This is a genomic window from Gracilimonas sediminicola (assembly GCF_024320785.1).
Taxonomy (GTDB): domain Bacteria; phylum Bacteroidota; class Rhodothermia; order Balneolales; family Balneolaceae; genus Gracilimonas; species Gracilimonas sediminicola.
On record NZ_JANDBC010000001.1, the window covers coordinates 1445477 to 1468225 of the forward strand.

The 22749-nt window shown below is 45.2% G+C and carries 24 protein-coding genes; 9 read left to right on the top strand and 15 right to left on the bottom strand.

All coding sequences use genetic code 11. The features are described from left to right. The first annotated feature begins 11 nt into the window (after nucleotides 1–11). The gene (locus NM125_RS06495; protein ID WP_255133974.1) at nucleotides 12–875 is read left to right on the top strand and encodes a DUF72 domain-containing protein; all 864 of its coding nucleotides are present in this window, start codon (nucleotides 12–14) and stop codon (nucleotides 873–875) included. Between the two features lie 5 nt (nucleotides 876–880). On the opposite strand, the gene NM125_RS06500 is transcribed toward NM125_RS06495, so the two are convergent. The 3 genes from NM125_RS06500 to NM125_RS06510 form a co-directional block, all read right to left on the bottom strand. Then, nucleotides 881–1321 (bottom strand): TraR/DksA family transcriptional regulator, encoded by a 441-nt coding sequence (locus tag NM125_RS06500; protein WP_255133976.1) that lies wholly within the window; start codon nucleotides 1319–1321, stop codon nucleotides 881–883. Nucleotides 1322–1399: 78 nt separating this feature from the next. After that, entirely contained in the window at nucleotides 1400–2026 is a 627-nt protein-coding gene (locus tag NM125_RS06505; RefSeq protein WP_255133978.1) for a hypothetical protein, read from the bottom strand. 95 nt (nucleotides 2027–2121) lie between these two features. After that, a complete protein-coding gene (locus NM125_RS06510) occupies nucleotides 2122–3201 on the bottom strand; it encodes an MFS transporter (protein ID WP_349294181.1) in 1080 nt (359 codons plus the stop codon). Between NM125_RS06510 and NM125_RS06515 the strand changes: the two genes are divergently transcribed. Both NM125_RS06515 and NM125_RS06520 read left to right on the top strand, forming a co-directional pair. Further along, on the top strand, nucleotides 3140–3307 hold the full coding sequence (locus tag NM125_RS06515) for a hypothetical protein (protein WP_255133980.1): 168 nt from the start codon (nucleotides 3140–3142) through the stop codon (nucleotides 3305–3307). The two genes, NM125_RS06510 and NM125_RS06515, sit on opposite strands and share 62 nt — an antisense overlap. Nucleotides 3308–3420: 113 nt before the next feature. Then, complete coding sequence (locus NM125_RS06520) at nucleotides 3421–4326, top strand: ATP-grasp domain-containing protein (RefSeq protein ID WP_255133982.1); 906 nt, start codon at nucleotides 3421–3423, stop codon at nucleotides 4324–4326. Between the two features lie 11 nt (nucleotides 4327–4337). Here the strand turns inward: NM125_RS06520 and NM125_RS06525 are convergent, their stop codons facing one another. The 7 genes from NM125_RS06525 to ffh form a co-directional block, all read right to left on the bottom strand. After that, nucleotides 4338–5081 (bottom strand): DUF1499 domain-containing protein, encoded by a 744-nt coding sequence (locus tag NM125_RS06525; protein ID WP_255133984.1) that lies wholly within the window; start codon nucleotides 5079–5081, stop codon nucleotides 4338–4340. Nucleotides 5082–5234: 153 nt separating this feature from the next. Next, nucleotides 5235–5789: an adenylate kinase gene (locus tag NM125_RS06530; RefSeq protein ID WP_255133986.1), complete on the bottom strand. Its 555-nt coding sequence runs from the start codon at nucleotides 5787–5789 to the stop codon at nucleotides 5235–5237. A gap of 106 nt (nucleotides 5790–5895) precedes the next feature. After that, nucleotides 5896–6249: a 50S ribosomal protein L19 gene (gene rplS, locus NM125_RS06535; protein WP_255133988.1), complete on the bottom strand. Its 354-nt coding sequence runs from the start codon at nucleotides 6247–6249 to the stop codon at nucleotides 5896–5898. A 39-nt stretch (nucleotides 6250–6288) separates the two neighbouring features. Continuing rightward, nucleotides 6289–6981, bottom strand: coding sequence for a tRNA (guanosine(37)-N1)-methyltransferase TrmD (gene trmD / locus NM125_RS06540; protein ID WP_349294182.1), 693 nt, complete (start codon nucleotides 6979–6981; stop codon nucleotides 6289–6291). Beyond that, nucleotides 6981–7517 carry a ribosome maturation factor RimM gene (gene rimM / locus NM125_RS06545; protein WP_255133991.1) on the bottom strand — a complete coding sequence of 179 codons (537 nt, stop codon included), beginning with the start codon at nucleotides 7515–7517 and terminating at the stop codon, nucleotides 6981–6983. Before rimM ends, trmD begins: the two co-directional genes overlap by 1 nt. A gap of 18 nt (nucleotides 7518–7535) precedes the next feature. After that, nucleotides 7536–8471, bottom strand: coding sequence for a 30S ribosomal protein S16 (gene rpsP / locus NM125_RS06550; RefSeq protein ID WP_255133993.1), 936 nt, complete (start codon nucleotides 8469–8471; stop codon nucleotides 7536–7538). A gap of 35 nt (nucleotides 8472–8506) precedes the next feature. Beyond that, nucleotides 8507–9847 carry a signal recognition particle protein gene (gene ffh, locus NM125_RS06555; RefSeq protein WP_255133995.1) on the bottom strand — a complete coding sequence of 447 codons (1341 nt, stop codon included), beginning with the start codon at nucleotides 9845–9847 and terminating at the stop codon, nucleotides 8507–8509. Nucleotides 9848–10267: 420 nt separating this feature from the next. On the opposite strand from ffh, the gene NM125_RS06560 reads away from it, so the two are divergent. From NM125_RS06560 to NM125_RS06585, 6 genes are all read left to right on the top strand, one after another. After that, nucleotides 10268–10642, top strand: a complete 375-nt coding sequence (locus tag NM125_RS06560; RefSeq protein WP_255133997.1) for a DUF4398 domain-containing protein — start codon at nucleotides 10268–10270, stop codon at nucleotides 10640–10642. Further along, on the top strand, nucleotides 10639–11523 hold the full coding sequence (locus NM125_RS06565) for an OmpA family protein (protein WP_255133999.1): 885 nt from the start codon (nucleotides 10639–10641) through the stop codon (nucleotides 11521–11523). The genes NM125_RS06560 and NM125_RS06565 overlap by 4 nt, the downstream gene beginning before the upstream one ends. Nucleotides 11524–12276: 753 nt before the next feature. Beyond that, the gene (locus NM125_RS06570) at nucleotides 12277–12879 is read left to right on the top strand and encodes an ATP-binding cassette domain-containing protein (protein WP_255134001.1); all 603 of its coding nucleotides are present in this window, start codon (nucleotides 12277–12279) and stop codon (nucleotides 12877–12879) included. Between the two features lie 706 nt (nucleotides 12880–13585). Next, a complete protein-coding gene (locus tag NM125_RS06575) occupies nucleotides 13586–14155 on the top strand; it encodes an RNA polymerase sigma factor (protein ID WP_255134003.1) in 570 nt (189 codons plus the stop codon). Next, nucleotides 14148–14828 carry an anti-sigma factor family protein gene (locus NM125_RS06580; protein WP_255134006.1) on the top strand — a complete coding sequence of 227 codons (681 nt, stop codon included), beginning with the start codon at nucleotides 14148–14150 and terminating at the stop codon, nucleotides 14826–14828. Before NM125_RS06575 ends, NM125_RS06580 begins: the two co-directional genes overlap by 8 nt. Before the next feature lie 230 nt (nucleotides 14829–15058). Next, nucleotides 15059–16189: a hypothetical protein gene (locus tag NM125_RS06585; RefSeq protein WP_255134008.1), complete on the top strand. Its 1131-nt coding sequence runs from the start codon at nucleotides 15059–15061 to the stop codon at nucleotides 16187–16189. 269 nt (nucleotides 16190–16458) lie between these two features. Here the strand turns inward: NM125_RS06585 and aat are convergent, their stop codons facing one another. The 5 genes from aat to NM125_RS06610 all read right to left on the bottom strand — a co-directional run bounded on the left by aat (nucleotide 16459) and on the right by NM125_RS06610 (nucleotide 22681). Then, nucleotides 16459–17043, bottom strand: coding sequence for a leucyl/phenylalanyl-tRNA--protein transferase (aat, locus tag NM125_RS06590; protein ID WP_255134010.1), 585 nt, complete (start codon nucleotides 17041–17043; stop codon nucleotides 16459–16461). Between the two features lie 33 nt (nucleotides 17044–17076). Then, on the bottom strand, nucleotides 17077–17940 hold the full coding sequence (locus NM125_RS06595; RefSeq protein ID WP_255134012.1) for an NHL repeat-containing protein: 864 nt from the start codon (nucleotides 17938–17940) through the stop codon (nucleotides 17077–17079). Between the two features lie 6 nt (nucleotides 17941–17946). Next, nucleotides 17947–20355 (bottom strand): zinc-dependent metalloprotease, encoded by a 2409-nt coding sequence (locus tag NM125_RS06600; RefSeq protein WP_255134014.1) that lies wholly within the window; start codon nucleotides 20353–20355, stop codon nucleotides 17947–17949. A 332-nt stretch (nucleotides 20356–20687) separates the two neighbouring features. Continuing rightward, nucleotides 20688–21119 (bottom strand): IS200/IS605 family transposase, encoded by a 432-nt coding sequence (tnpA, locus tag NM125_RS06605; protein WP_255134016.1) that lies wholly within the window; start codon nucleotides 21117–21119, stop codon nucleotides 20688–20690. Nucleotides 21120–21286: 167 nt separating this feature from the next. After that, nucleotides 21287–22681, bottom strand: a complete 1395-nt coding sequence (locus NM125_RS06610; RefSeq protein ID WP_489886128.1) for an alanine/glycine:cation symporter family protein — start codon at nucleotides 22679–22681, stop codon at nucleotides 21287–21289. Nucleotides 22682–22749 lie beyond the last annotated feature (68 nt).

Below are 22749 nucleotides of genomic sequence, written 5' to 3' on the forward strand. Positions count from 1 at the left end.
TTACTATGAAAATGAGCCTGCCATATCACCTGGGTTGTACAGTCTGGAGTTTGCCGGAGTGGAAAGGAAGTTTCTTTACTGATGATGCCCAGCCCGATCGGTTTCTGTCTCAGTATTCGTCCGTATTTAATTCTGTGGAAGGCAACACCACATTCTATAACACCCCTGACCCTGAAACCATATTGAAGTGGGGGCAACAAACTCCGAAAGGATTTAAGTTTTGCTTCAAATTTCCCAAGCGCCTCACCCACGAGCGCCGGTTACAGAACGTGGAAGATGATGCGGTGCATTTCGTAAAGTTGTTTGAACCGATCAGAGAGAAAACCGGGCCGTTTATGATTCAGTTTCCTGACAGTTTTGGGCCTCAGGATCTATATAAGCTGGAAAATGTGTTCTCCGTTCTTCCAAAATCATTTAGCTATGCCGTTGAGGTTCGTCACCGTGACTTTTTTGACCACGGAAAGCATGAACGAAACCTGACTTCTCTCCTGAAAAGCTATGATGTGGATCGGGTTATTTTTGACACCCGTAAACTCCATTCGGTTAAAGCTACCGAATCTTCCATTGCAGAGGCACAAAAGAAAAAGCCCAAAGTACCCGTTCGATTCGATACTACGGGTGCCCGGCCCTTATTAAGATATGTAGGTACCAACGACATCCTTAACAACGAACCCTACCTGAAGGAGTGGGCTATCATAGTGGCTGAATGGATTGATGAAGGGCTTCACCCCTACGTTTTCATCCACGCTCCCAACAAGGTGGATCAGCCTAAACTATGCCGGCATTTTCACAAGCTGCTGTCGCAGTTGATTGAGGTTCCTGTCTTGCCTGATTGGCCTGCCAATAAGCAGGATAAACAACTTGGGTTGTTCTGATTTAATTACACCGGTTCGTTCACATTGATTTCGGTATTGGCTTCTACATTATTAGCCGACTTTACCGCTTCCACACTGTACCGGGCGTGGGGTTTAATCTCAAGCCGCTCTTTCTTGATGGGATCTCCGGTTACATCGCAGACTCCATAGTTACCCGTTTCTATACGATCTTTCGCCATCTTAATCTCTTCGATCTTCTCTTTTTGCTTTTCGATCATTGAGTAGTACTTCTCTCTTTCTTCCTCCGAGGAAGCAATATTACCCTGATGGTGGGCCGAGGAGGAAGTAGTATCATCAAGCTTACTCTCAATTTCACTTAATCGATCTTCGAAGGAATTTATCTTTTCTTCGGCATCTTCCAGCTCTTCGTTTAGCCGTTCTTCAAAATGCTCAAGTTCTTCTGATGAAAATGGAGTGTTGTTTACCGGTGCTTCTTGCTGTGTCATAATACTCTCGTTTTATCCAACTTCATTCAGTTATTAAACGAGATATCTGTTTTTAGCATTTCAATAGCTCAACTGAGTCTATTCAAGGTTGCCAACCATGGCCGTGTTTTTGACGAAGTCCAGTTTCTTCAGCTCATCCATAGCCTCCAACTCTTTATCCTCTTCGGTTTTGAGTATCGCTGAACGCTGACTCTTTTGCAGCACCTCAAATTTTAGATCCGGGTAAGCGGCTTTAATATCTGTAACCGTTTTTTCTGTAGCATTATAGGTTAACGCTACTACTACATATTCGTACTCTTTACTATAAGTCAGCTTTGCCAGCAGCTGATTTACCTTATCACTTCCAAGTGTATCGCTATCATTAATCTCTTCCATCTCTTTGTCGGAGTTCCCGGCGGCTTCACTCATCACAAACTCTACCCACTCACTTTCTTCCAGTTCTTTCAGCTGTTGGGGGCTTGGGTTGTTTTCTATGGAAAGCACTATGTTTTTAATCTCGCTGCTCAGAATTTCATATCCCATATCGTCCAGTTTCTGTTCAATAAAGGTTGGAGAAACTGTATCAGAAAAGGTTACCTGGATTTTACCGGCTTCAATGTTGTATTCGCCCTTCTCAAGTTTTTTGATGTCGGTATCGTCCATCACTTGTGCGAAACCGATAAAAGGAACCAACACGCTAACTATTATGACTACTAACTGTTTCATGAAAACCCGTTTTATTTATTATTACCTGTAGCTGTAACGGGAATTTTTGGTATTTGTTCCCCGATGAACTTTCTCTGCGTGTCCGTTAGTCCCGCCTACTTTTTTAAAAGCCTGGCCTTTTGACTTCCGGCACCAACTGCCAACATACAAATACAAATAAATATAAACCCACCGGTGAGTGTAAAATTATCCACCAGATAACCCATGATGGGCTGAGAAAGCATTCCGCCCAGCGCTCCCATTGTTGCCACCGTTGCAAGTGCCACAGCACCTTCTTTTCCGGCAGCACTGAAAATCATGGGGAACGTTAGTGCAACACCTGCGCCTGCCATAACAAAGCCAATTGAAGCAACCATCAGGTTTGGAGATAAGATCGAAATTATCACACCCGTAGCTGCTATTACAGAACCGCCTGTGATTAATGCTTTTGCCCCAAACCTTGGTTTCAGGCGGTCCCCTACCAAACGCATAATTAACATGGAAACTGCATAAGCGGTGTATCCAATGGGGGCCAGTCCCTCTGATGCTCCCACATAATCTGTGAAGAATAAGGTTACCCAGTTCATAATCGAGTCTTCGATGGAAGCTGCAACAAAGCAGATTACCCCCAACCAAAGTAAACTCCCGTGTGGAAGTTTGAATCGTGCTTTCACAGCCTGTGGGTCCGGGCCGTCTTCCGGCAGGTAGCTATAGACGCCCATCAGTACAACCAGCAGCAATATGGCTATTCCCCAGAAATGAAGGGTTACAGAAAACTGTTGTGATGCCATAGCTGTTCCTGCCAAAGCCCCGGCAACATTCCCCACTCCAAACCAGGAGTGGATCATGGACATGTGCGACCGGCCGGTACTTTCTTCGATCCTGGAACCGAGAGCATTGATGGAAATATTATATCCGCTGGCTCCCGCGCCGGTAATTAACAGCACAAGTGTCAGTACAATCCAGTCCGGTGCTACCGCCATGGGAATGAGTGACAGAATCAACAGCACACCAAAGAGCATAGATGCCTTTTTCGCTCCAACACGGTGTATGAGTCCGGTTACTGCCGGCATAATTAATATGGTGCCCAGTCCCCGCCCAAGCAGTGCATATCCCAGCGTAACCGGGGTGAGCATGGATATATCACGAATGGCCGGAATACGGGAAGCCCAGGTTGCAAATACGGCTCCCAGAATAAAAAAAGCAGTACAAGTGGCTATTAGCTCTCGCTTTGCCGTATTGTCGGAAGTATTTGAGCCGTATGAAGAGATCGTTTTTATCTTGAATTTAGAAGCAGCTTGAAAATACGGGCAATGATCAAAACTTCATAAACTTAGTTCTTGGTTTTGGTTATTGGTTTTTAGTGATTATTTGTATTCCTTAGGATTTATTTTTGCAATGAAAGCCTGCTTTTTATGCCCCAACCTGATTTTGACGTTGTCATACTTACTGACTCCCGATATGTAAACCCTCCTGCACCCGGCGGGTATGTTCAAAATATTCTTACGGAAGACCGTATCGTAAAAGAGGCTTTGCAGGATATCGGCTTAAAAGTGGACAGAAAAGATTGGGCTGATCCTGACTTTGACTGGTCTTCAACCAAGACCGTACTTTTCAGAACAACCTGGGATTATTTTAATAGGTTTGGTGAATTTAAACGCTGGATGGAAGACACTTCTACAAGAACCCATTTTATTAATAGTGAGAAGCTTATCCGCTGGAATATGGACAAACATTACCTGGATGATCTCAGCGGGGGTGGCGTTACCGTAGTTCCTACCCGATATCTCGACAGCGGAAATGGACTATCGATACACCAGATTCACAACATCACAGGCTGGCAGGATACAGTCATCAAACCTACAGTTGGGGGAGCCGGCCGCCACACCTATCGCATTCAACCCAAAAACATAGACACCGTTGCCCAAAAGCTTGAAGAGGTAATGCTGGAAGAAGATTTCATGCTTCAGCCTTTTCAGGAGTCCGTCATTACCAGCGGGGAATGGTCGTTTGTCTTTTTTGGTGAAACCTTTAGTCACGCCGTGCTGAAAAGAGCTAAACCGGGCGACTTCAGAGTACAGGATGATTTTGGCGGGACCGTACATGCATATTCGCCTAAAGAGAATGAGATTGAATTTGCCCGGCAAGCATTACGAGCCTGCCCTGAGCTTCCGGCCTATGCGCGGGTTGATATGGTGCTCAATAATTCAGGAGAACTGGCTGTTTCTGAACTGGAGCTCATTGAACCGGAGCTTTGGTTCCGCATGAAACCGGAGGCAGCTAATTTATTGGCAGAAGAAGTCGCAAAACGGACCCCCTGAAATAAACCGACTTATTTCTGATAAGCTTCAAAGTAGGATTGAATGCGTTTTGCATTCACCCCTAAATCACCTCTGCCAATTCTTGACTTCGATCGCACATCTATCTTACTTCCCGTTGCGGTGGTATCAACCCTAATCACAACATCATCAACAAACCCAAACCAGGGTAATTTGTGGTAAGCTTCTATTCGTCCTTCCCGCTTGTTTTCACCTACAACTTGCCAGGGCATTTCCCGCGCTGTTTCAAGAGCACGGTCATAAGCCTCATCATAATCCATTGAAACGTTCAGCGTTTCCAGCCCTTCATAAAATTCTCTTTGGGCTTCGGCCGGACCGTCCTCATGTATATATTCCGGGGGGTTTGGAGCATCTTGCCGGAGGGGAACAATAGCATCAAACTCTGGGGGATTCACCGTATCCGTTGTGATATCGTGGATAGGCGGATATCCTTTCTGAACTTCCATGTACCAATACCCAAAATTTGATAAGGCAGCCAACCCGATAATCATTGCCGTGAAGCCGGCTATAGTATAATTCTGATCCCGTTCTTTCATCCTGAAAAAACCAGCCGTTCCTGCAATTCCACCTAAAATAGCTGATCCTGTTCCCCAGGGAATGATTGAAAAACCGGTACTAAAGTGCCACCAACCCCACTGATATCCATAGCCTGAAAGAATAACTGCCAGTCCGCCCAAAACGGCTAACGAAGTCCCCCATTTTAATAAGCCGGATCCTTTTATGTTTGTTGCTGCCATTCACTTACTCCTACATTTTATTAAGCCTTTAATATTATACACAAGAAATCCCGGTAATCGTTCCGAATGACGATTCCATTAAATATCTGTGGCCCAGCGTTTACAGAATAGCAGAAACAAAAAATCCCGCTCGGTGGCGGGATTTAAACTTCATCAGGAAAGAGCGTTCTTAATTCGCCCGAAGATTTCATCGATGGTTCCTATACCATCTATCTCCTGCACCTTACCCTGTTTTTTATAATGCTTCATTACGGGCCGGGTTTCTTCCCGATATACCTGAAGGCGGGTTTTCACTTTTTCCTCGGTGTCATCCGAGCGGCCTTCACCGCGGGAAAGAATTCGTTTGATGAGTTCCTCCTCCGGAACCGACAACAGGATGAAAGCATCGAGCTCGTCGTTGTTGTTTTCCAGAAAAGCATCGAAAGCCTCGGCCTGAACTACCGTTCTTGGAAAGCCATCCAGAATGTACCCTTCCTGGTATTTGTCTTTACTCAATTCATCTGCAACCAGGTCAACAACGGTTTGGTCAGGAACTAATTCACCGGAATCCAAAATGGATTTCACCTTAACCCCAAGTGGCGTTTTATTTTTGATCGCTGCCCGAAAAATATCTCCGGTTGAAAGATGTGGGATGTTGAACTCGTCTTGTAATAATTTAGCCTGAGTCCCTTTTCCCGCCCCCGGAGGGCCAAACAGAATAATATTCATTCTTTGTTAGTTAGATTGATCTGATAAATAGCCGTAACAAGCTGATCTGCAATCTTAGAACGTTAACTAAAAAGTCTAAGATCGCAGTAAAATTCAGCCGGCGAATTTATTGTTTCTTCGCGCCTTTTTCCTGAATACGAGCAGCTTTACCTCGCAGGTCGCGCAGATAGAAAAGTTTTGAACGTCTTACTTTTCCTTTTTTCTTCACTTCAATTTTAGCGATGAAAGGAGAGTTCAGCGGAAATACACGCTCAACACCAACGTTGCTGCTGATTTTACGAACAGTAAACGTCTTGTTCGGGCCGCTTCCTCTTTCGGAAAGCACAACGCCTTCGTACTGCTGAATACGCTCTTTTTCACCCTCGCGCACGCGGTAGTGAACATTTACAGTATCTCCAGCTGTAAAGTGAGGAACGTCCTCATTTATCAGGCTTTGCTCTACAAGTTTTAACTTATCCATGATTTCTAAATTTAATCCCGATAGCTATCAGGATTGTTATTAATGTTCTTTCTTAAATTTTTCGTACAAATCTTTTCTTCGTTCTTTGGTCCGTTTTTCGGATTGCTCCTGTTTCCATTCGGCCACTTTTTTGTGATCGCCGGAAAGCAGCACATCCGGGACTTTCATCCCCTTAAACTCTGCCGGACGTGTATAAACCGGACCTTCCAGCAGTCCATCCTGAAATGAATCATTCAGCGCGCTTCCTGCATCTCCCAACACACCGGGGAGCAGGCGAACAACAGCATCTGTAATAACCATTGCCGGGAGTTCACCTCCTGAAAGCACATAATCACCAATGGAAAACTCTTTGGTGATGAGTTCATCTCTTACCCGCTGATCAACGCCTTTATAGTGGCCACATAAAATGATGATGTTTTTTTTGAGCGATAATGCATTTGCGTCAGGCTGTTCAAAAACATCGCCATCGGGTGCTGTGAAAATGAGTTCGTCATAATCACGTTCGGACTGGAGCTTTTCGATACAGCTGAATATCGGCTGCGGTGTAAGCACCATTCCGGGTTCGCCACCATAGGGGTAATCATCTATTTTCTTGTGTTTGTCTTCGGTATAATCCCGAAGGTCGTGCACATGGATTTTAACCAGCTCTTTATCGACAGCCCGCTTCACAATACTGTGGTTCAGCGGCCCGTCCAGCAAAGCCGGAACGGCGGAAATAATATCAATTCTCATCATATTCCCTCCAGTTCATCCAGGTTCTGGCAATAGATGTTACCGTCGCGCCGGTCTTCTACAAAATGATCGATGTATGGAATCAGGCGGCTTCCCGATGTAGTAGCTACTACTAAAATAGGGTGAGCCGGATTGTTCATCACATCAACCACCAACCCGATGGATTCATCTCCGTCATATACTTCATGATCAACTAATGAATCGTCGGTTTCAGCTTCTGCATATACAAAAGGCTCGGCTTCCTCTGCTTCCAGAAATATACCTTTGCTTTTCAATGCTTCTGCGCCGGTGCGATCAGCGACATGGTCAAATTGTACAAAGAACGAAATTTTATTTCTTTTTCCCTCTACCCGAAAATCCATGATTCGGGCCGGGTAAAAGTCGCCTCGGTCATTCCGCAAATACACCAGCTTCAGTTCTTCAACCTTCTGCGGGTCATCGACATCAAAGAAAACTTTGACCTCGCCCTCAAGTCCATGGGAGCGTTCAACATGCCCCACCTGAACAAAGCCCGGTGTATTGGCGTCCTGATTCATCGGCGCCGGATATTAATTTTATCCTTCTTGTTTGCTTTCCCAGGCACGCTGAACCGTCACGCGGTCTTCGTCTTCCGGGACAAATCCTTTAAGGTCGTCAAGATCGGTGTTGTTGATGTGATCTATCGCCTCTTTGGCATTCATATCAGTGGAAACCTTGTCGGAAGATGACTCTTCAGCTTCTTCTTTCTCTTCTTCAGCCGGCTCTTCGTCTTTGGTTTCTTCCTCGGCGGCTTCTTCCGTTTCCTCTTCAGCAGCTTCAGCAGAATCTTCTTCTGTTTCTGCTTCGTCTTCTGCAGGTGCTTCTTCTTTAGCTTCGGTTTCTTCTTCAGCTTCATCAGCTGCTTCTTCCTCGGCTTCGGCTTCGGCTTCCGCTTCTGTAGTTTCTTCTTCGGCAGCTTCTGTTGTTTCTTCTGCAGAGTCATCAGACTCAGCTTCTTCTAATGCCGCTTCAATTTCTTCGGCTTCATTTTTAGGAGCTTCGTCTTCTTCTGCATCGGCAGCCGCTTTTTCAGCTTCTACTTCAGCAGCAGCTTGCTTCGCTTTTTTCTGAAGCTGCTCTTTGTATTCTCTTTCTTCGGCAGCAAGCACTTCCTGGTAGTCCGCTTTGCGGCTGGTGGCATCTTCTTTCTTAGAGTCTCTGTACTCTTTCCACTCTGCCAGTGCTTTTTCAATTTCTTCTTCGCTCTTGCCCCAGTTTATGAGGTGACGCTTGTACAGTACACCTTCTCGGCGAAGGATTTTACGTACGGTGTCGGTAGGCTGAGCGCCGGTGTCTAACCAATAAAGAATGCGGTCTTCGTTGAGTACCACTTCTTTTTTCTCGGTTACGTTGTCGTAACGACCCACACGCTCTACGATACGTCCATCACGAGCTTCGTGTCTTTCGGCTACTACGATATGCCAAATCGGGCGTTTTTTACGTCCTTTTCGTTGTAATCTGATTCTTAACAATGCTGTTCTCCAATGTGTGTTTAAATTATAAGTTCTTATCGGCCGATAGGCAGATTCTTCAATCCTTGAAGAGCACGTCCGGCTTTACCCATTTTTGACATGGTCTTCATCATTTTTTTCATTTGATCGAACTGCTTCATGAGTTGATTGATCTCACGAACAGTGGTGCCAGATCCTTTGGCTATTCGGCGTCTTCGACTTCCGTTTAGCAGCTCGGGCTCCTGGCGTTCCTCCGGCGTCATTGATAAGATTATAGCTTCAATTGGTTTGAAGGCATCATCGTCGATTTCAGTATCGTTCAATGCTTTGCTGGCGCCGGGTATCATAGAAACAAGATCACCGAAGTCTCCCATCTTCTTGATCTTCTGAATTTGCTCGAGAAAGTCGTTCAGGTCGAATTTATCCGACCGAATTTTTTGCTGAAGTTTTTCTGCTTCCTTCTCGTCAAATTCTTTTTGAGCTTTTTCAACAAACGAAACCACATCTCCCATGCCCAGAATACGCTGAGCCATACGGTCGGGATAAAAAGGAGAAAGAGCATCCAGCTTTTCGCCGGTACTCACAAATTTGATGGGCTTGTTTACAACGGTCTTAATGGAAAGAGCAGCACCACCGCGGGTGTCACCATCCAGTTTGGTTAAAACCACACCGTTATAATCAATGCGTTCGTTAAACTCTTTGGCTGTGTTAACAGCATCCTGCCCGGTCATGGAATCGACCACAAACAGGATTTCGTGAGGATTTACGGCCTTCTTAATTTCCGCAACCTCATTCATCATCTCCTCATCTACGTGTAAACGACCCGCGGTATCAATGATAACCGTATCGAGTGCCAAACTTTTAGCCATCGAAACGGCTTCTTTGGCAACACGAACCGCATCTTTCTGCTCGATGGAATACACCGGAACATCAATTTGCGAAGCGAGTGTCTTAAGCTGGTCAACAGCGGCAGGGCGATAAACATCGGCGGCAGCAAGAAGAGGATTCCTTTTATGCTCCTGCTTTAAGTGTCGGGCTAACTTACCAACAAAGGTCGTTTTACCCGAACCCTGAAGTCCGGCTATAAGAATTACTGTAGGAGGAGTGTCAGCTTTAGCAATGTCGGCCTTTTCGCCACCAAAGGTCTCAACCAGCTTGTCGTGCACAATTTTTGTGAACTGCTGGCCGGGATTAACACTGGTGAGTACATCAGAACCGAGCACCTGCTCTTTGACATCTTCCGTAAACTGGCGGGCAACCTCATAATTAACGTCAGCATCCAGCAATGCACGGCGAATTTCGCGGACAGTCTCCGCTACATTCACATCCGTGATGCGTGCTTCTCCCTTCAGTGACTGAAAGGCTTTGTCTAATTTTGAGGATAAATCTTCAAACATAATGTTAACAGGATTTTTCTCCGCCAATTACAGAGCCTGTAAAAATACGGGTTCTTTTCCGTGTTATCAACAACAATGTGGATAAATGTTTTTGAGTGATAAATCGTGAACGGAAGTAACGGTTCGATCTTTCCCTCTTTTTAAACCAGAGGTTCAGGCAGGTATTACGAACGAGACGTTCGTAACGAGAAAAATATGCTAAATTGGTTAAGTGCCTGATTTATCCCAATCGTTCAAGCGTCCGCTTGGACGAACTCATTTCTTGTTCCAGCTTTTTTAGTTCCATACCGCACAAGTGGACGGTTGCACTATTGCCATTATAAATTTCCCATTTGGTTAAACCCTCATCAAACTCTCCCGGAACAAAATCGCTTTTCTCTTCTTTAACTGAGTGAATTTTCCGCAAAAAAATTTTAGGTCATGAGAAAGTTAGCGATGATAGTGCCGCTTGTTATTGCATTCAGTGCATGTGCAAGTACCAAACCTCCAAACGACAAACTGACCCAGGTTGAAGCCTCCATTCAGCAAGCCGAACAAGTGGGAGCTGAAAACTATGCTCCGCTTGAGATCCGCGAGGCCCGCAAGAAACTGGACAAAGCCCGGGAACTTGTTTCCAGGGAAAAATACGGGAAGGCTAAGCGAACGGCTGACCGCGCTATGGTAGATGCGGAATTGGCCCAGATGAAATCATTATCTGAAAAAGCCCAGAAAGCCGTACGGGAACTACGGGAAAGCATCCGCGTGCTTCAGGAAGAAATTCAGAATAACTTAGAAAAAGCGGAGCGTCAGTCATGAGAGATTGTACAAGAAATAGTTTAGTTGCTCTCAGCCTGATTATTCCATTGCTGTTAGCCGGTTGTGGCGGACCTCCACAAAACAACCCACTGCTTACGGAAGCCAGGCAGTCTTATGATAAGGCTGAGCGAGACTCCATGATTGTAATGAAAGCCCCTGTTGCATTGAAGGAGGCCGAAGAAGCCCTGGAGCAAAGCCATCAACTGTGGGAAGAGGGTGCTGATAAAAACCTGGTTGAACATTATGCATATATCGCCCATCAGAAAACCAAAATTGCCCGCGAAACCGCTGAATTAAATGCAGCACAGGATGAGGTGGAGCGCGCCGAAGCCGAACGAAAAGAAGTGTTGATTGAAGCCCGGAAAGCGGAAGCCATAGCAGCCGAGCAGCGCGCTGAAAAGGCCATGACACAACTTCAACAAGAACGAAAAGAAGCAGAAAAAGCCCGGCAGGAAGCATCCGAACTGGCAGACCGGTTATCAGAGATGGAGGCCCGCCAAAGTGAACGTGGCATGGTGCTGACTCTGAGCGATGTGCTTTTTGACTTCGACAGTTCTACACTGAAAGCCGGAGCCAATAAAGTGGTAAATGAACTGGCCGCCTTTCTGAACAACTATCCCGAGCGCACGGTCCAAATTGAGGGCTTTACAGATAGTGTGGGCTCAGCTGAGTACAACAAAAATTTATCGCAGCGAAGAGCGGATGCTCTGAAGCAGGCGTTAATTAAAGCAGGGATCTCTTCACAGCGAATTGAGACGGTGGGATATGGAGAAGAGTATCCGGTAGCCACAAATATGAACGAGGCCGGAAGACAACAAAACCGGCGGGTGGAAGTTATAATATCCAACGAGAATGGAGCTGTTTCGCAACGTACGGAATAGCTTCATACGCGAAGAGAGACAAGGGGGAAGGTTGATCACTTCCCCCTTTTTTTATTGTTATAGTGAGAGCTGATAAAGTGATAGAGTGATTTGACCCAGCTTTGAAATTATTCCCTATCTAATCCAAGCGGACGCTTGCACTGGTTGCGCGATTTATTAGGATGACATGACCCCTCCCAATGCTGAGTAACCGAGAATACAATCCATCATTCCGCTTCCGCTTAGCAGGGCCATGCGTATTAATTGGGAGAAGCGGGGTGATGGATGGGACTGTATTCGCCTGGCGAAGTTCCATCACCCGGCTCTTGTCAAATTCAACAACATTTTCTGAGCGTGCTGAGCCGAATGATGGGATTTTGATATAACGAATTTAAAACGCTTCTACTTTTTGACTGCTATCCGAAAAGTGATTTTCTTACCCGTCATTATGGTTTAGTTTTCCGTAGAATCTCCCCATAACTTTTTTTATGGCCTTTTTGGGATATAAAATCTTACTAAGAAAATACCTGCTCATAGACTTAGGCGTATTGTTATTATTAATTGTGCTTCCTCTTTATATCTCACCCGATGAAGCTGTTTCTGCCTTTCGGAGAGCCGTTCTGTATAGCGGTTTTATAACACCAGGCATTAGTTACCTCGAGATCAAAAAATCTCACCAAGCTCCCTTCTTTGATAACTTAGGCGTGTCTTACCTGGCTTTATATGCCGTTTTATTTATACTAAAAACGATCTTTACTCTTTTAATTTCGATATATGTCTAAGCTGATCCTGGATAGCATCTTCTTTTATTATCCTGAACTAAAGGTTTTGCAAGGAGCTTTTCTTGAAGTCCCCAATAGAACTATTACTTGTTTGGTTGGAAGGAATGGCTCCGGCAAAAGCACTCTGTTTAAGATTGCTGCCGGACAAATACAGGCCGACAGTGGCATAACCCAAATAGAGGAATTAAGACTTCACAAAAAATCTAAGATCACCCGATTTAAGCACCTTTCGTATTTACCTCAAAAGCCTTTCCTCCCCGGTTCCATAAAAGTGGGCAACCTGATTGATAAAAGTTTTGCTGATCAAGATGAAATAATCGGTCACGTTTTAAAAAAAAGGGTTAAAAACTTGTCTACAGGTGAGCGTAGATACCTGGAAATTCTATTAGTGCTTTCATTGGGCCGAGAATTTATTTTGCTTGATGAACCCTTTACAGGCCTTTCTCCCATATTGATAGAGAAAGTTATCGAACATCTCCATAACGCCAAAAATCACGGCTCTGGGATTTTGATCTCTGATCACTATATGAGATACATTTCTGAAATTGGAGAGTCTTTCTACTTATTGGAAAGTGGAAGAACTCAAGTGCTTTAATCACGATTGATATTGCTACAATTTGATCGACCTTTCATTTAACACTGAGACAGAGCCGTGTTGCCAAAAAAAATTAAGATTATATTCCCCTTCCCCCATCTAGTTCAAGCGTCCGCTTGGACGAACTTATTGGTCAATAACATGAGCCTTTCTTAGATCAACACCGCACAAGAGGACGCTTGCGCTGGTTGCGCGATTTATTAGGATGACATGACCCTCCCAATGCTGAGTAACCGAGAATACAATCCATCATTCCGCTTCCGCTTAGCAGGGCCATGTGCATTAATCGGCAGAAGCGGGGTGATGGGTGTGACTATATTCGGCTGGCAAAGCTCCATCACCCGGCTCTTGTCAAATTCAACAACATTTTCTGAGCGTGCTGAGCCGAATGATGGAGTTTTATGATCCTGCATTCTGATTTCTCCCCATCTAGTTCAAGCATCCGCTTGAGCGAACCAACCTCATCTGACGACTACAGTTTGTCCGATGAATTTTCATGCATCATATTTTTCATACCCCCTCATTCGTCAGACCGCTAAAACATGTTCTCCTGACAAAACAACTTACCAAAACGGTCGGACGAGCCGTACCACTCTACCCGCCTACATCACCCCTCAACTTTCAACTCTCGATTTCATCCCCTTTAAAACTATATTCCCCTTTCCCTCGTCTTACTTTCAGAATGAACTCGGGACAACACGAACACATGGAAGACGCACAACTGGTACAGGATTTTCGTGGTGGAAATCACCAGGCTTTTAATACGCTGGTAACGCGATGGCAGGATCGCATTCACCACTTTGCGTACCGCTTTTTTGCCAGTTCCGATGACGCCGCCGAGATCACTCAAAAAACATTCATCAAAGCATACCAAAAGCTGGACACACTGGATGATGTAAACAAGTTTGGGTCGTGGTTGTACACCATTGCCAACAACCTATGCCTTGATGAATTGAAACGAGCGGGCCGAAAACGAGCGACTTCCTATGAAGCGCTCAAGGTTGCACCGCAAACAGAAACGGCCACTCCTGCCGATGGCACCGTACTCCGAAACGAAGGACTGGTTCTGCTTCACAAAGCATTACTCCAGCTGCCAGTGGATCAACGAGTGGTGGTAATTATGAAAGAATACGAAGGCCTGACCTTCAGAGAAATAGCAGAAATTTTAAATGAACCTGAAAACACAGTAAAGTCAAGATTGTATTACGGGTTGAGCGCACTCAAAAAGACGTTCGACTCCTGGAACATCAACAAAGAGGTGTTTGATTATGAATAAAGAAACCGCACGATCGCTCTACATGGATTATCTGTATGATGAACTGGAGCCAGATCAACGAAACGAATTAGAACAATTTTTATCTCAAAACCCGGGGCTGAAGAAAGAGCTGGAAGAACTGTCGAATGTACGCTCGATGCTTTCTCACCTTCCGGTTCAGGACCCGGCCGAGCAGCTGGTGATGGTTGAACCTCACAAATCCGGATTACAGGAGTGGTGGAATGAGTTAATCGGAGGGTTGCTTCCTCAAAACGGATTTGCCCGCACCGGCTTTGCAATGGCCTCGCTTCTGGCGGTCTTCGTTGTGATAGGGGCCTTCACAAAATTAAACATCACCGTTGACGATGGCAGTTTTAACCTGGCCTTTGGAGAGAAACAGGAAATTATCCAACAAGGATTCACCCCGCAGCAGGTTGAAATGCTTTTACAGCAAGTCCGAGAAGATAATGCCGTTATGATTTCGGATGCCATTCAGCAAGCACAACAGCAACAGGAAAACCGGATTGAAAAAACGCTGGTCAACTTTGCGGATTACATTGAGCAGCAGCGGCAGTCAGACCTGCAGATGATCTCCTCCGGGCTCTATAACATGGAAGAAACATATTACGACCGATTCAGACAAACCGATCAGGTATTAGGCGAACTCATACAAACGGTAAGTACCGGAAATTAAATTTACAGGACAAAATTATGAATATGAAAACGAACACTTTTAAAAACCCCGTCATTGCGAGGGATTCCGCGACCATCGGGAGCAAATCCCGCGGCAATCTCCATAAATCGACTTTCGAGCTTAATCAAGGAGATTGCTTCTTCGATCAAGTTGACAGATCAAATTCAAATTACGCGGCTCCTCGCAATGACAGCCCTAATTTTCTTTCCAGAATAATCCTGTTTGGGTTGATGACACTTTTGCTGTCTTCCCTTTCCTTTGCTCAGGATTTTGATACCAACCGCATGAACCGCGACATCAAGATCATGGAGAATATTCTGGGCGAAATGTTTAAAACCCAGTTTACCTCTAATGAAGGTACCGTGCAGGTGCGCTCACAGGGATATACGATTTTTGGAAGCGGCTCATCCGGAAATGTAAAGGGAACCTACATTCCGGGCTATGGAGTCATCTTCATGATTCCTGCCACCAGTAACAGATACATTATATCCAGCGGAAGCTCCGGCTCGAACCGACAGGTTGTTTTCCAGTACAGTTCTGAAGACTCCGACCGTAAGATTGATAAAGAGTCTGTAACCAGCCGAATCGGTGAGTTTTTACAGGATTATGCTTCAACAATCGGCCAGCTTAAAAATAATGAAAGCATCCTTGTTATCTATGGCTCGGCTAACGCTACCGGAAACCGCACTGCTGTTTATAGTATAAGAGGAGATGAAGAAGACCGACCTTCCCCGCTCCCAGTTATTTCAGTTTCTGCAAAGAAATCGGATTTGGATGCTTTCAGAAGTGGCAGAATAAATTCAGATGCTTTGCAAAACCGCCTGTCTGTTTCAACCTCTGAAGACAAAGAACGACTCGATCTTAAAGTACTTGGCAACATTTTTGGAACGGCTTTGGGTGAGGGTGATGGAAATGAGTATCACCTTATTAACAGCAATTCTCTGTCCTACATGTATCTGGACAACTTTGGCGCACTTTACTCACTGGACCTACATCGTGGACATGCACTGGGTTCTTTAAGCTCAAGTGTATTTAAGCTGAGACTCTCCCGGGATGCTGAGTCGGAAGATCGGGCAGAAGCAGAGGCCAGAGAGCATGAACTGGAGCTTACTGAAACCATTGAAAAGGAATACGACGCCCTTGTTAACAAAACCAAAGAGTTCATTATTGATTATGGTCGCACACTCAGCTCTCTTGAAGACGACCAATACTTGTTGGTTTCACTAAACATCAATGAATCAAGCGACATCATTCCTGAGCGGGTCGATTTCCAGGTTAAGAAATCAACATTCAATCAACTCGATAAGGGACAAATTTCCAGGGAAGCGGCATTAAATGCTGTAACCCTCACGGAATATTAAAGTGTAACTAACATCCTATCCAGAAAGCTGCCTTGGATACCGGTCATGAATTTCATCGATCCGTATTCGGGGTGGCTTTTTTACTTTAACGTGCGATTGTGTTTAGGTGTGAATGTGTTAAAGTATCTATATAAGAACTTTAGCACGTTAACACCTTCCCCCCTCGTTTAAGCGTCCGCTTGGACTTTTTTATATCATAATCCCTCAACGTAATTAAACACCGCACAAGCGGAGAACTTTAACACGTTAACACCTTCACACATCTACTATTACAAAACGAAATTACACTCTTTGTTCAGAGCTCTATCCAGTATTTCTTCATATTCTGCGGCTTCAATTTCGATACAGCCAAACTGAGCCAGGTGATCGGTGTAGAACTGAGTATCCCAAAGCAGAAAGCCGTTCTTTTTTAATATTTCATGGCAATGATACAGTGCGAATTTGTCTGCCCACTTTTCTTTTTTAAACATACTTTCTCCAAAGAAAGCGGCTTTTAACTTTACCCCGTACAACCCTCCCACCAGTTCGCCATCCCGATAAGCCTCCACGCTGCAGGCGTTGCCGTATTGGTTCAGCACATCATAGGAATTGATGATCAGATCGTTAATCCAGGAAGTTTCCCGATTGGCACATTGCTTTACTACTTCCCGGAAGTTTTGATTTACCCGAACCTCAAACCTCCCCTGCCTAATAATACGGGCTAAGTTATCCGAGGTGTGAAACTCTCCTATAGGTATTATCCCCCGCTTTCGGGCCGTGTACCAGTTTACATCTTCGGCCTTTTTATGCTCAGCCATGGGAAATATTCCCTGGCTGTAGGCTTCCAGCAAACTTTCCGGCGGGATGATTTTCATGAATGGATTAAGTAAATATTCTGAAGGTCTTTCTCAAAAAACCGTGCTTGTACCATCTTTGCTGATTTTTCTGATGCGCACGGAATTGGAGTTTGAGAATTCAAGTAAAACAACGGATCCATCTTTCGCAAACGCTCCGCCCGTAACCGACCAGTCTCCTTCAGAGCGATATACCTCTTCTTTGGCTCCGTCCTTATAAACCTTTATCACCCTCTGCCCCGAAAACAGAGCTACATACAATTCATTCTCACGGTCAAACCACATCCCCATTAGTGCGTGATGATCACCAACCCAGTCAAATTCAGAGGTTCGCTCAATAAGAGATTCCGTAAACTTCGAGCTGCTTTTTTCAGAAACCTTCACAATGAATCCTTCAAAAGAAACAAATAGATCCCCGGACGGGCTGAGCGTGTGCCAGCGCGGGCTACCCTCAAACTTTGAAAGAGAATGTGAGTGAAACACTTCCTCATTCCTGTAAACTTTTATCCGCTTATTGGGCCTGTCGAGCACATAAGAATGGCCTTCATTGTCACGGACAAACGAATAGTCGCTATACTCATCCGGATAGCCATTTCTCCAACCCATTACGTCTTCAACCGTGCCATCCGGGAGCCGCACCCATACTTTGTGGCGATAATTATCTCCCTGATTTCGCACATCTTCTCCGAAGAGTTCATCGTTCGGGGAGAGCCAAAGCTCATGGGTGTGAACGTTCTCTACAACAACTTTTTTGTCTCCATCGGGAGATATCATCCAAACCCGGGAAAGATCGCTGTAGAAAATATTACCCTTCGAGTCTATAACTACTGATACCGAAGGGTGTGCCGCTACAGATCCCAACATCCCAAAAAGGATGAAGAAAAATATGGTGGCTGATATTCTCTTTCTGTTATTCATACTTCTTTAGAAATCACAATAGATCATGCTGCCAGAGCCGATCGGAGATCCGGGAGGTGGAGCCGGGGCATCCTCAACCTCAAATTCTTCGGGATTGGTTAAAAACCGGCCAATGGTATAAACAGCATATTGGCTGTCTGCATCTTTTTTGCCGGATAATTTGGATTGAAGATCGGTTAGTTTTTTATGTGTGATGGCTTTTGTAACCGGATTGGCATCATTATCTGCTGCCAGTTCAATCATGTTCTTCAGCACCACGTGGTTAACCACACGTTGAATAGATCCCAGGTATCCGTTTTGAGATTTTCTGTTCCAGCTGGCATCGATGAGTTCATCCAGAACTGTTTCCAGGCTCAGGTTGTTATCACGAGCTCCGTATTCAACTAAGCGATTGGCTCGTTCTGCATTCAGAATCAGGCTGACGGGTAAGTCGGCAGCTGTTTCAGCAATGCCTAATGCATCCATGGCCGGACCTGCATTACCATTAAACAGTTCTCGCGAATAGCCCAATGAAGAAGGCCTCGGAGGTATAAGTTCCAGCAGATTTTCAGGAATAGCCAGTGTGGCCGGCTCAATAGCTTTTAGCATTTCACCGAGGGCCTTTTGCTGAGTTGATTTAGCCACTATTTTCGGGGCAGATAAATTATCTCCCTTCATATTATAACTGTAATCCAGCCCGCCAATTAACTTCACGGTGCCTTCCAGCTGATAGCGGTGAAAAAAGTACATTGGCACTAAAGCATCTTCCAGCTCTGCCATCGGCTCTCCGGATTTCAGATTCGCTTCCCCGAAATTCTCAAGTGCTTCCTTCCTGATATCCAGAATGGTTGATAACTGGGTAGCCGGATCTGAACCAAAATCCCAGAGATGGGCATCGGGGTGAGCTCCGCTTTGGGGGCGGGCATCAGCATCCGAGATATACTTAAGGCCGGAGTCATAGGCTTCTTCCAAAATTTCATCGAGCGCCTCTTTCTCATCGGTTCCTTCCGGAAAATCCTGGTAACCATAAGCCACGACCACTTTATCCCACTCACCAATTCCCACATCGTATGGATCAGAAAGGTCTATTTCTCCATTCACTAATTTAGGTTGCGGATGAGGATAATCCATCACGGAAGCATCGCCGGTAACGCTGGCTGCGAAATTGTGAGCTATTCCAATGGTATGACCTACTTCGTGCGCGGAAAGCTGTCGGATTCGGGCAAGGGCCATTTCCTGCATGGTCGTGTTGAGCTCATCATCCCCATAAGGAGCGAGCAAGCCAACCGCGATCAGGAAATCCTGACGGACCCGCAGCGAACCGAGTGATACATGACCTTTTATAATTTCACCGGTACGAGGATCTGTTACCGAAGAGCCATACGACCATCCGCGGGTTGACCGGTGAATCCATTGAATCACATTATAGCGAACATCGAGCGGGTGGGCTTCTTCCGGCAGAATCTTAACGATAAATGCATCTTTATAGCCGGCCGCCTCAAATGCCTCATTCCACCAGCGAGCTCCGTCAAGCAGTGCACTTCTGACCGGCTCGGGGGTTCCATTGTCCAGGTAGTACACAATCGGCTCAACCGGTTCACTCATTTCAGCATCCGGGTTTTTCTTTTCAAGTCGATGGCGAGCTATAAATCGTTTGGTCAAATCCTGATCAATGGGTGTTCCATAATCCTGATATGAAATGCCGAAATATCCGGACCGGGGATCCGTCTCTCTTTTCTCATAACCATCATCCGGCAATTCAATAAACGAGTGGTGCTGACGTACGGTAATGGCTTCCGGTGTTGGTACCACCGAGCGAACGTATCCGCCGGGATTGCTTCCATCAAAGGTTAGCGTGGCTTCAAACTCTGTATTTTGGGGGAAGTTCATGGTGCCTTCTTTGTATAAAGCAGACCGGTTCTTATCCAAACTGTAGGATCCCTGATTTGATCTCCGAAGCGTGTTAGTTACTCCATGAGCATCTCTGAGTAAAAAGCTTGTTAAGTCAATTAACACTTTCCCGTCTTCTTCGGCTGCAACTTCAAACCCGGCAATAATGGAGGATGCAAAAGCCTCCCGAACTGATTTCTTTTCCAGCTCATTATCTGTTTCTGCACGGTATTCGTAGTTAGGCTGAACCATGAGAACTTTCGGTCCCCGGCGTTCAAAATAGACTACCCGGGTATCCCCAAGTTGTCCCCGGTCTAACCCAATATCATTAGAACCGATACCTGCCGTTAATGAATTCACGTATAAGAATTCGGTATTCAGTTTATCGACCTCTAACCAAATCTGGTCTTTTGATTCATCGAAGTAGTAATCAAAATATCCTTCGGTTTTAGTTAGGCCTTCTGTTTTTTCGGATATAGACGGGATTTGTGCTGATACCTGGCTGGCCACAAGCATCATCACAACAAAAGTAAACGCTCTTTTCATTAATGCAGAGTTTTGTTTGGGTTGAAGGGTCGCTAAATAACGGTTTCAGCCAATATCTGAAAGAAGAGCGGATAAGAAAAATGTTAAAGTTTTAGAGGGTTGCCGAATTTTTAAGGGCTCCTATTGAAATAAATTCAAAGCCCTACTCACTTTTAGCAACCTTTCAGCGTCCGTAGGTCCTGGAAGCGTTTCGGATTCGTAGTTGAAATTCAGTTAGCTTTAAAAAACCAGCGAACGCTCCAAGGTCTTGGGGGCGCTTGGAGGTTCTTAAAGGGCTAAAGCCCTGTCCCAAGCCGGGTCAGGGCCTTTCACCGCCCTGAAGGGCGGAGTAATTATTCCTTAGAATGAAAACGATAGTTTTTGATAAACTCCTCATATTCTTCTGAAAAAGACTTTACCTGATGATGCTTTTCTTGTTTATCAATGTAGCCGTTTACTCTTTTCAGTTGTGATTCCCCTACTGACACAGCGAAGTACTCTTCTTGCCAACCAAACTTCTCAGGAAGCGAGAGGTTTCTGTTTGCCCAATATGAAGACTCCCCTTTTATCAGGTTCATGATGGTCTGAATATTTTGATCAGACGATATTGAAATTAAAGCATGAAGATGATCATGCCAGCCATTGATATTCAAGAGGTGAATCTGCTTGGCTTTTGAATATTCCCGAATGTGTTGGCAAAGAGTATTTTTATTCTCCAGACTTAAAAGTTTTTTTCTACTTTTTGTAGCCCAAACAAAATGCCCATACATTTTTATAAATGGCATGTCTCTTGGTTTAATTTTTAGCTTCCCCTTCAGAAAAATAGAAAGGATTAGATAAAATCAAAGCGGGTGTACCATTTAATTGCACCGGCCTTCAGGCCGGTGAATGAGTGGCATAAACCGGAAAAAGGGCTTTAGCCCTTTGTATGGGCGTGAAAGGCAGAGTTTGTTTATTTCTTCTCCAAATACTCTTTAAACTCGCCGTTTTTCAGGCGGGTGAAGTAATCTTTAGAGGCCAGCCTTACTTTTTTGGAAAGTAATAAAGCGGAAGTCACCGTAGGTATGGCCATCAGGGCAAACATACCATCAATCAGGTTGATGACCGCATCCAGCGAAGCCACGGCTCCAAAAATAATAGAGAACACATAGAAGTAATTGTAGAGATGCTGCCTTTCCGCACCTAAGAGGAAGCCCAAACATTTTGAGCCATAATAGGAGTAGGAAAGCATGGAGCTTACACTGAAAGTGAGTACGGATATAATCAATAAGTACGTACCGAATGCAGGGAGCGCTTCGTTAAAAGCGTTGAGAGTAAGCGTTACCCCATTGGCTTCCGTGGATTGCCATACACCGGTTACCAAAATCGCAAGGGCCGTCATGGTACATACCAGCAATGTATCGATGGCAGGTTCCATCATAGCTACCAATCCTTCCCGAACAGGTTCTTTGGTCTTCGATGCACCGTGCGCCAGCGACTCCGTCCCGATTCCAGCTTCATTTGAAAAAGCAGCCCGCTGAACCCCGATAATAATCAACTGACCTACAGCTCCGCCCATCACGGCTTTTCCGGTGAAGGCATCTGTTACAATCAGCCCTAAATAGTAGGGAATGTCTGCAATGTGAACGGCTAAAATAAACAGTACCGAAACTACATAGATCACAACCATGGAGGGAACCAGCTTTGAAGCTACCTTCCCGATTTTGGTAATCCCGCCAAAAATCACCAGTGAAACCAAGCCGACCAGCACAATTCCGGTGATCAGGTTTCCTGTAAAGGCGGCATCTGCTTCAACCCATCCGTTCGGGATGTAAATAAAGTCTCTTAAAATCTGTACCAGCTGGTTGGTTTGGAATATTGGCAGCGGACCAAATAACCCCGCCATCGCAAACAGGTAAGCCAGAGGCATCCATTTGCTGCTGAGTCCTTCCCGGATTACATACATCGGTCCACCCTGAATTTTGCCCTGGGTGTCTTCTCCGCGATACATAATGGAAAGCGTACAGGTGAAAAATTTGGTTGCCATTCCAACAATGGCGCTCATCCACATCCAAAACAGCGCGCCGGGACCACCCATAAAAATCGCAACTGCTACACCGCTGATGTTCCCCATACCCACGGTGGAAGCGAGTGCTGTGGAAAGAGCTTCGAAGTGGTTAATATCTCCCGGATCATCGGGGTTGTCATATTTTCCACGCACAAGGTCTACCGCGTGAAAGAAAAAACGAAATGGGGTAAAGCCGGATGAAATCAGGAAAAAGAGCCCTCCTCCCACCAACAAAATGACAAGGGGGTATCCCCACATGAAAGAGGAAAACGCTGCGAGAAATTCTTCGATGAGTGCCAGAGTATTGTCCGTTTAATTGATGTTAAGCGTAGAAACTAATGAATAAAGGTATTAATTGTGGAGCAAGC

Excerpts from the sequence above, each read along its gene's own strand:
- NM125_RS06495 (WP_255133974.1), top strand. The coding sequence starts at position 12 with ATGAGCCTGCCATATCACCTGGGTTGTACAGTCTGGAGTTTGCCGGAG.
- NM125_RS06500 (WP_255133976.1), bottom strand. The coding sequence starts at position 1,321 with ATGACACAGCAAGAAGCACCGGTAAACAACACTCCATTTTCATCAGAA.
- NM125_RS06505 (WP_255133978.1), bottom strand. The coding sequence starts at position 2,026 with ATGAAACAGTTAGTAGTCATAATAGTTAGCGTGTTGGTTCCTTTTATC.
- NM125_RS06515 (WP_255133980.1), top strand. The coding sequence starts at position 3,140 with ATGGATATATCACGAATGGCCGGAATACGGGAAGCCCAGGTTGCAAAT.
- NM125_RS06520 (WP_255133982.1), top strand. The coding sequence starts at position 3,421 with ATGCCCCAACCTGATTTTGACGTTGTCATACTTACTGACTCCCGATAT.
- NM125_RS06525 (WP_255133984.1), bottom strand. The coding sequence starts at position 5,081 with ATGGCAGCAACAAACATAAAAGGATCCGGCTTATTAAAATGGGGGACT.
- NM125_RS06530 (WP_255133986.1), bottom strand. The coding sequence starts at position 5,789 with ATGAATATTATTCTGTTTGGCCCTCCGGGGGCGGGAAAAGGGACTCAG.
- rplS (WP_255133988.1), bottom strand. The coding sequence starts at position 6,249 with ATGGATAAGTTAAAACTTGTAGAGCAAAGCCTGATAAATGAGGACGTT.
- trmD (WP_349294182.1), bottom strand. The coding sequence starts at position 6,981 with ATGAGAATTGATATTATTTCCGCCGTTCCGGCTTTGCTGGACGGGCCG.
- rimM (WP_255133991.1), bottom strand. The coding sequence starts at position 7,517 with ATGAATCAGGACGCCAATACACCGGGCTTTGTTCAGGTGGGGCATGTT.
- ffh (WP_255133995.1), bottom strand. The coding sequence starts at position 9,847 with ATGTTTGAAGATTTATCCTCAAAATTAGACAAAGCCTTTCAGTCACTG.
- NM125_RS06560 (WP_255133997.1), top strand. The coding sequence starts at position 10,268 with ATGAGAAAGTTAGCGATGATAGTGCCGCTTGTTATTGCATTCAGTGCA.
- NM125_RS06565 (WP_255133999.1), top strand. The coding sequence starts at position 10,639 with ATGAGAGATTGTACAAGAAATAGTTTAGTTGCTCTCAGCCTGATTATT.
- NM125_RS06570 (WP_255134001.1), top strand. The coding sequence starts at position 12,277 with ATGTCTAAGCTGATCCTGGATAGCATCTTCTTTTATTATCCTGAACTA.
- NM125_RS06575 (WP_255134003.1), top strand. The coding sequence starts at position 13,586 with ATGGAAGACGCACAACTGGTACAGGATTTTCGTGGTGGAAATCACCAG.
- NM125_RS06580 (WP_255134006.1), top strand. The coding sequence starts at position 14,148 with ATGAATAAAGAAACCGCACGATCGCTCTACATGGATTATCTGTATGAT.
- NM125_RS06585 (WP_255134008.1), top strand. The coding sequence starts at position 15,059 with ATGACACTTTTGCTGTCTTCCCTTTCCTTTGCTCAGGATTTTGATACC.
- aat (WP_255134010.1), bottom strand. The coding sequence starts at position 17,043 with ATGAAAATCATCCCGCCGGAAAGTTTGCTGGAAGCCTACAGCCAGGGA.
- NM125_RS06595 (WP_255134012.1), bottom strand. The coding sequence starts at position 17,940 with ATGAATAACAGAAAGAGAATATCAGCCACCATATTTTTCTTCATCCTT.
- NM125_RS06600 (WP_255134014.1), bottom strand. The coding sequence starts at position 20,355 with ATGAAAAGAGCGTTTACTTTTGTTGTGATGATGCTTGTGGCCAGCCAG.
- tnpA (WP_255134016.1), bottom strand. The coding sequence starts at position 21,119 with ATGCCATTTATAAAAATGTATGGGCATTTTGTTTGGGCTACAAAAAGT.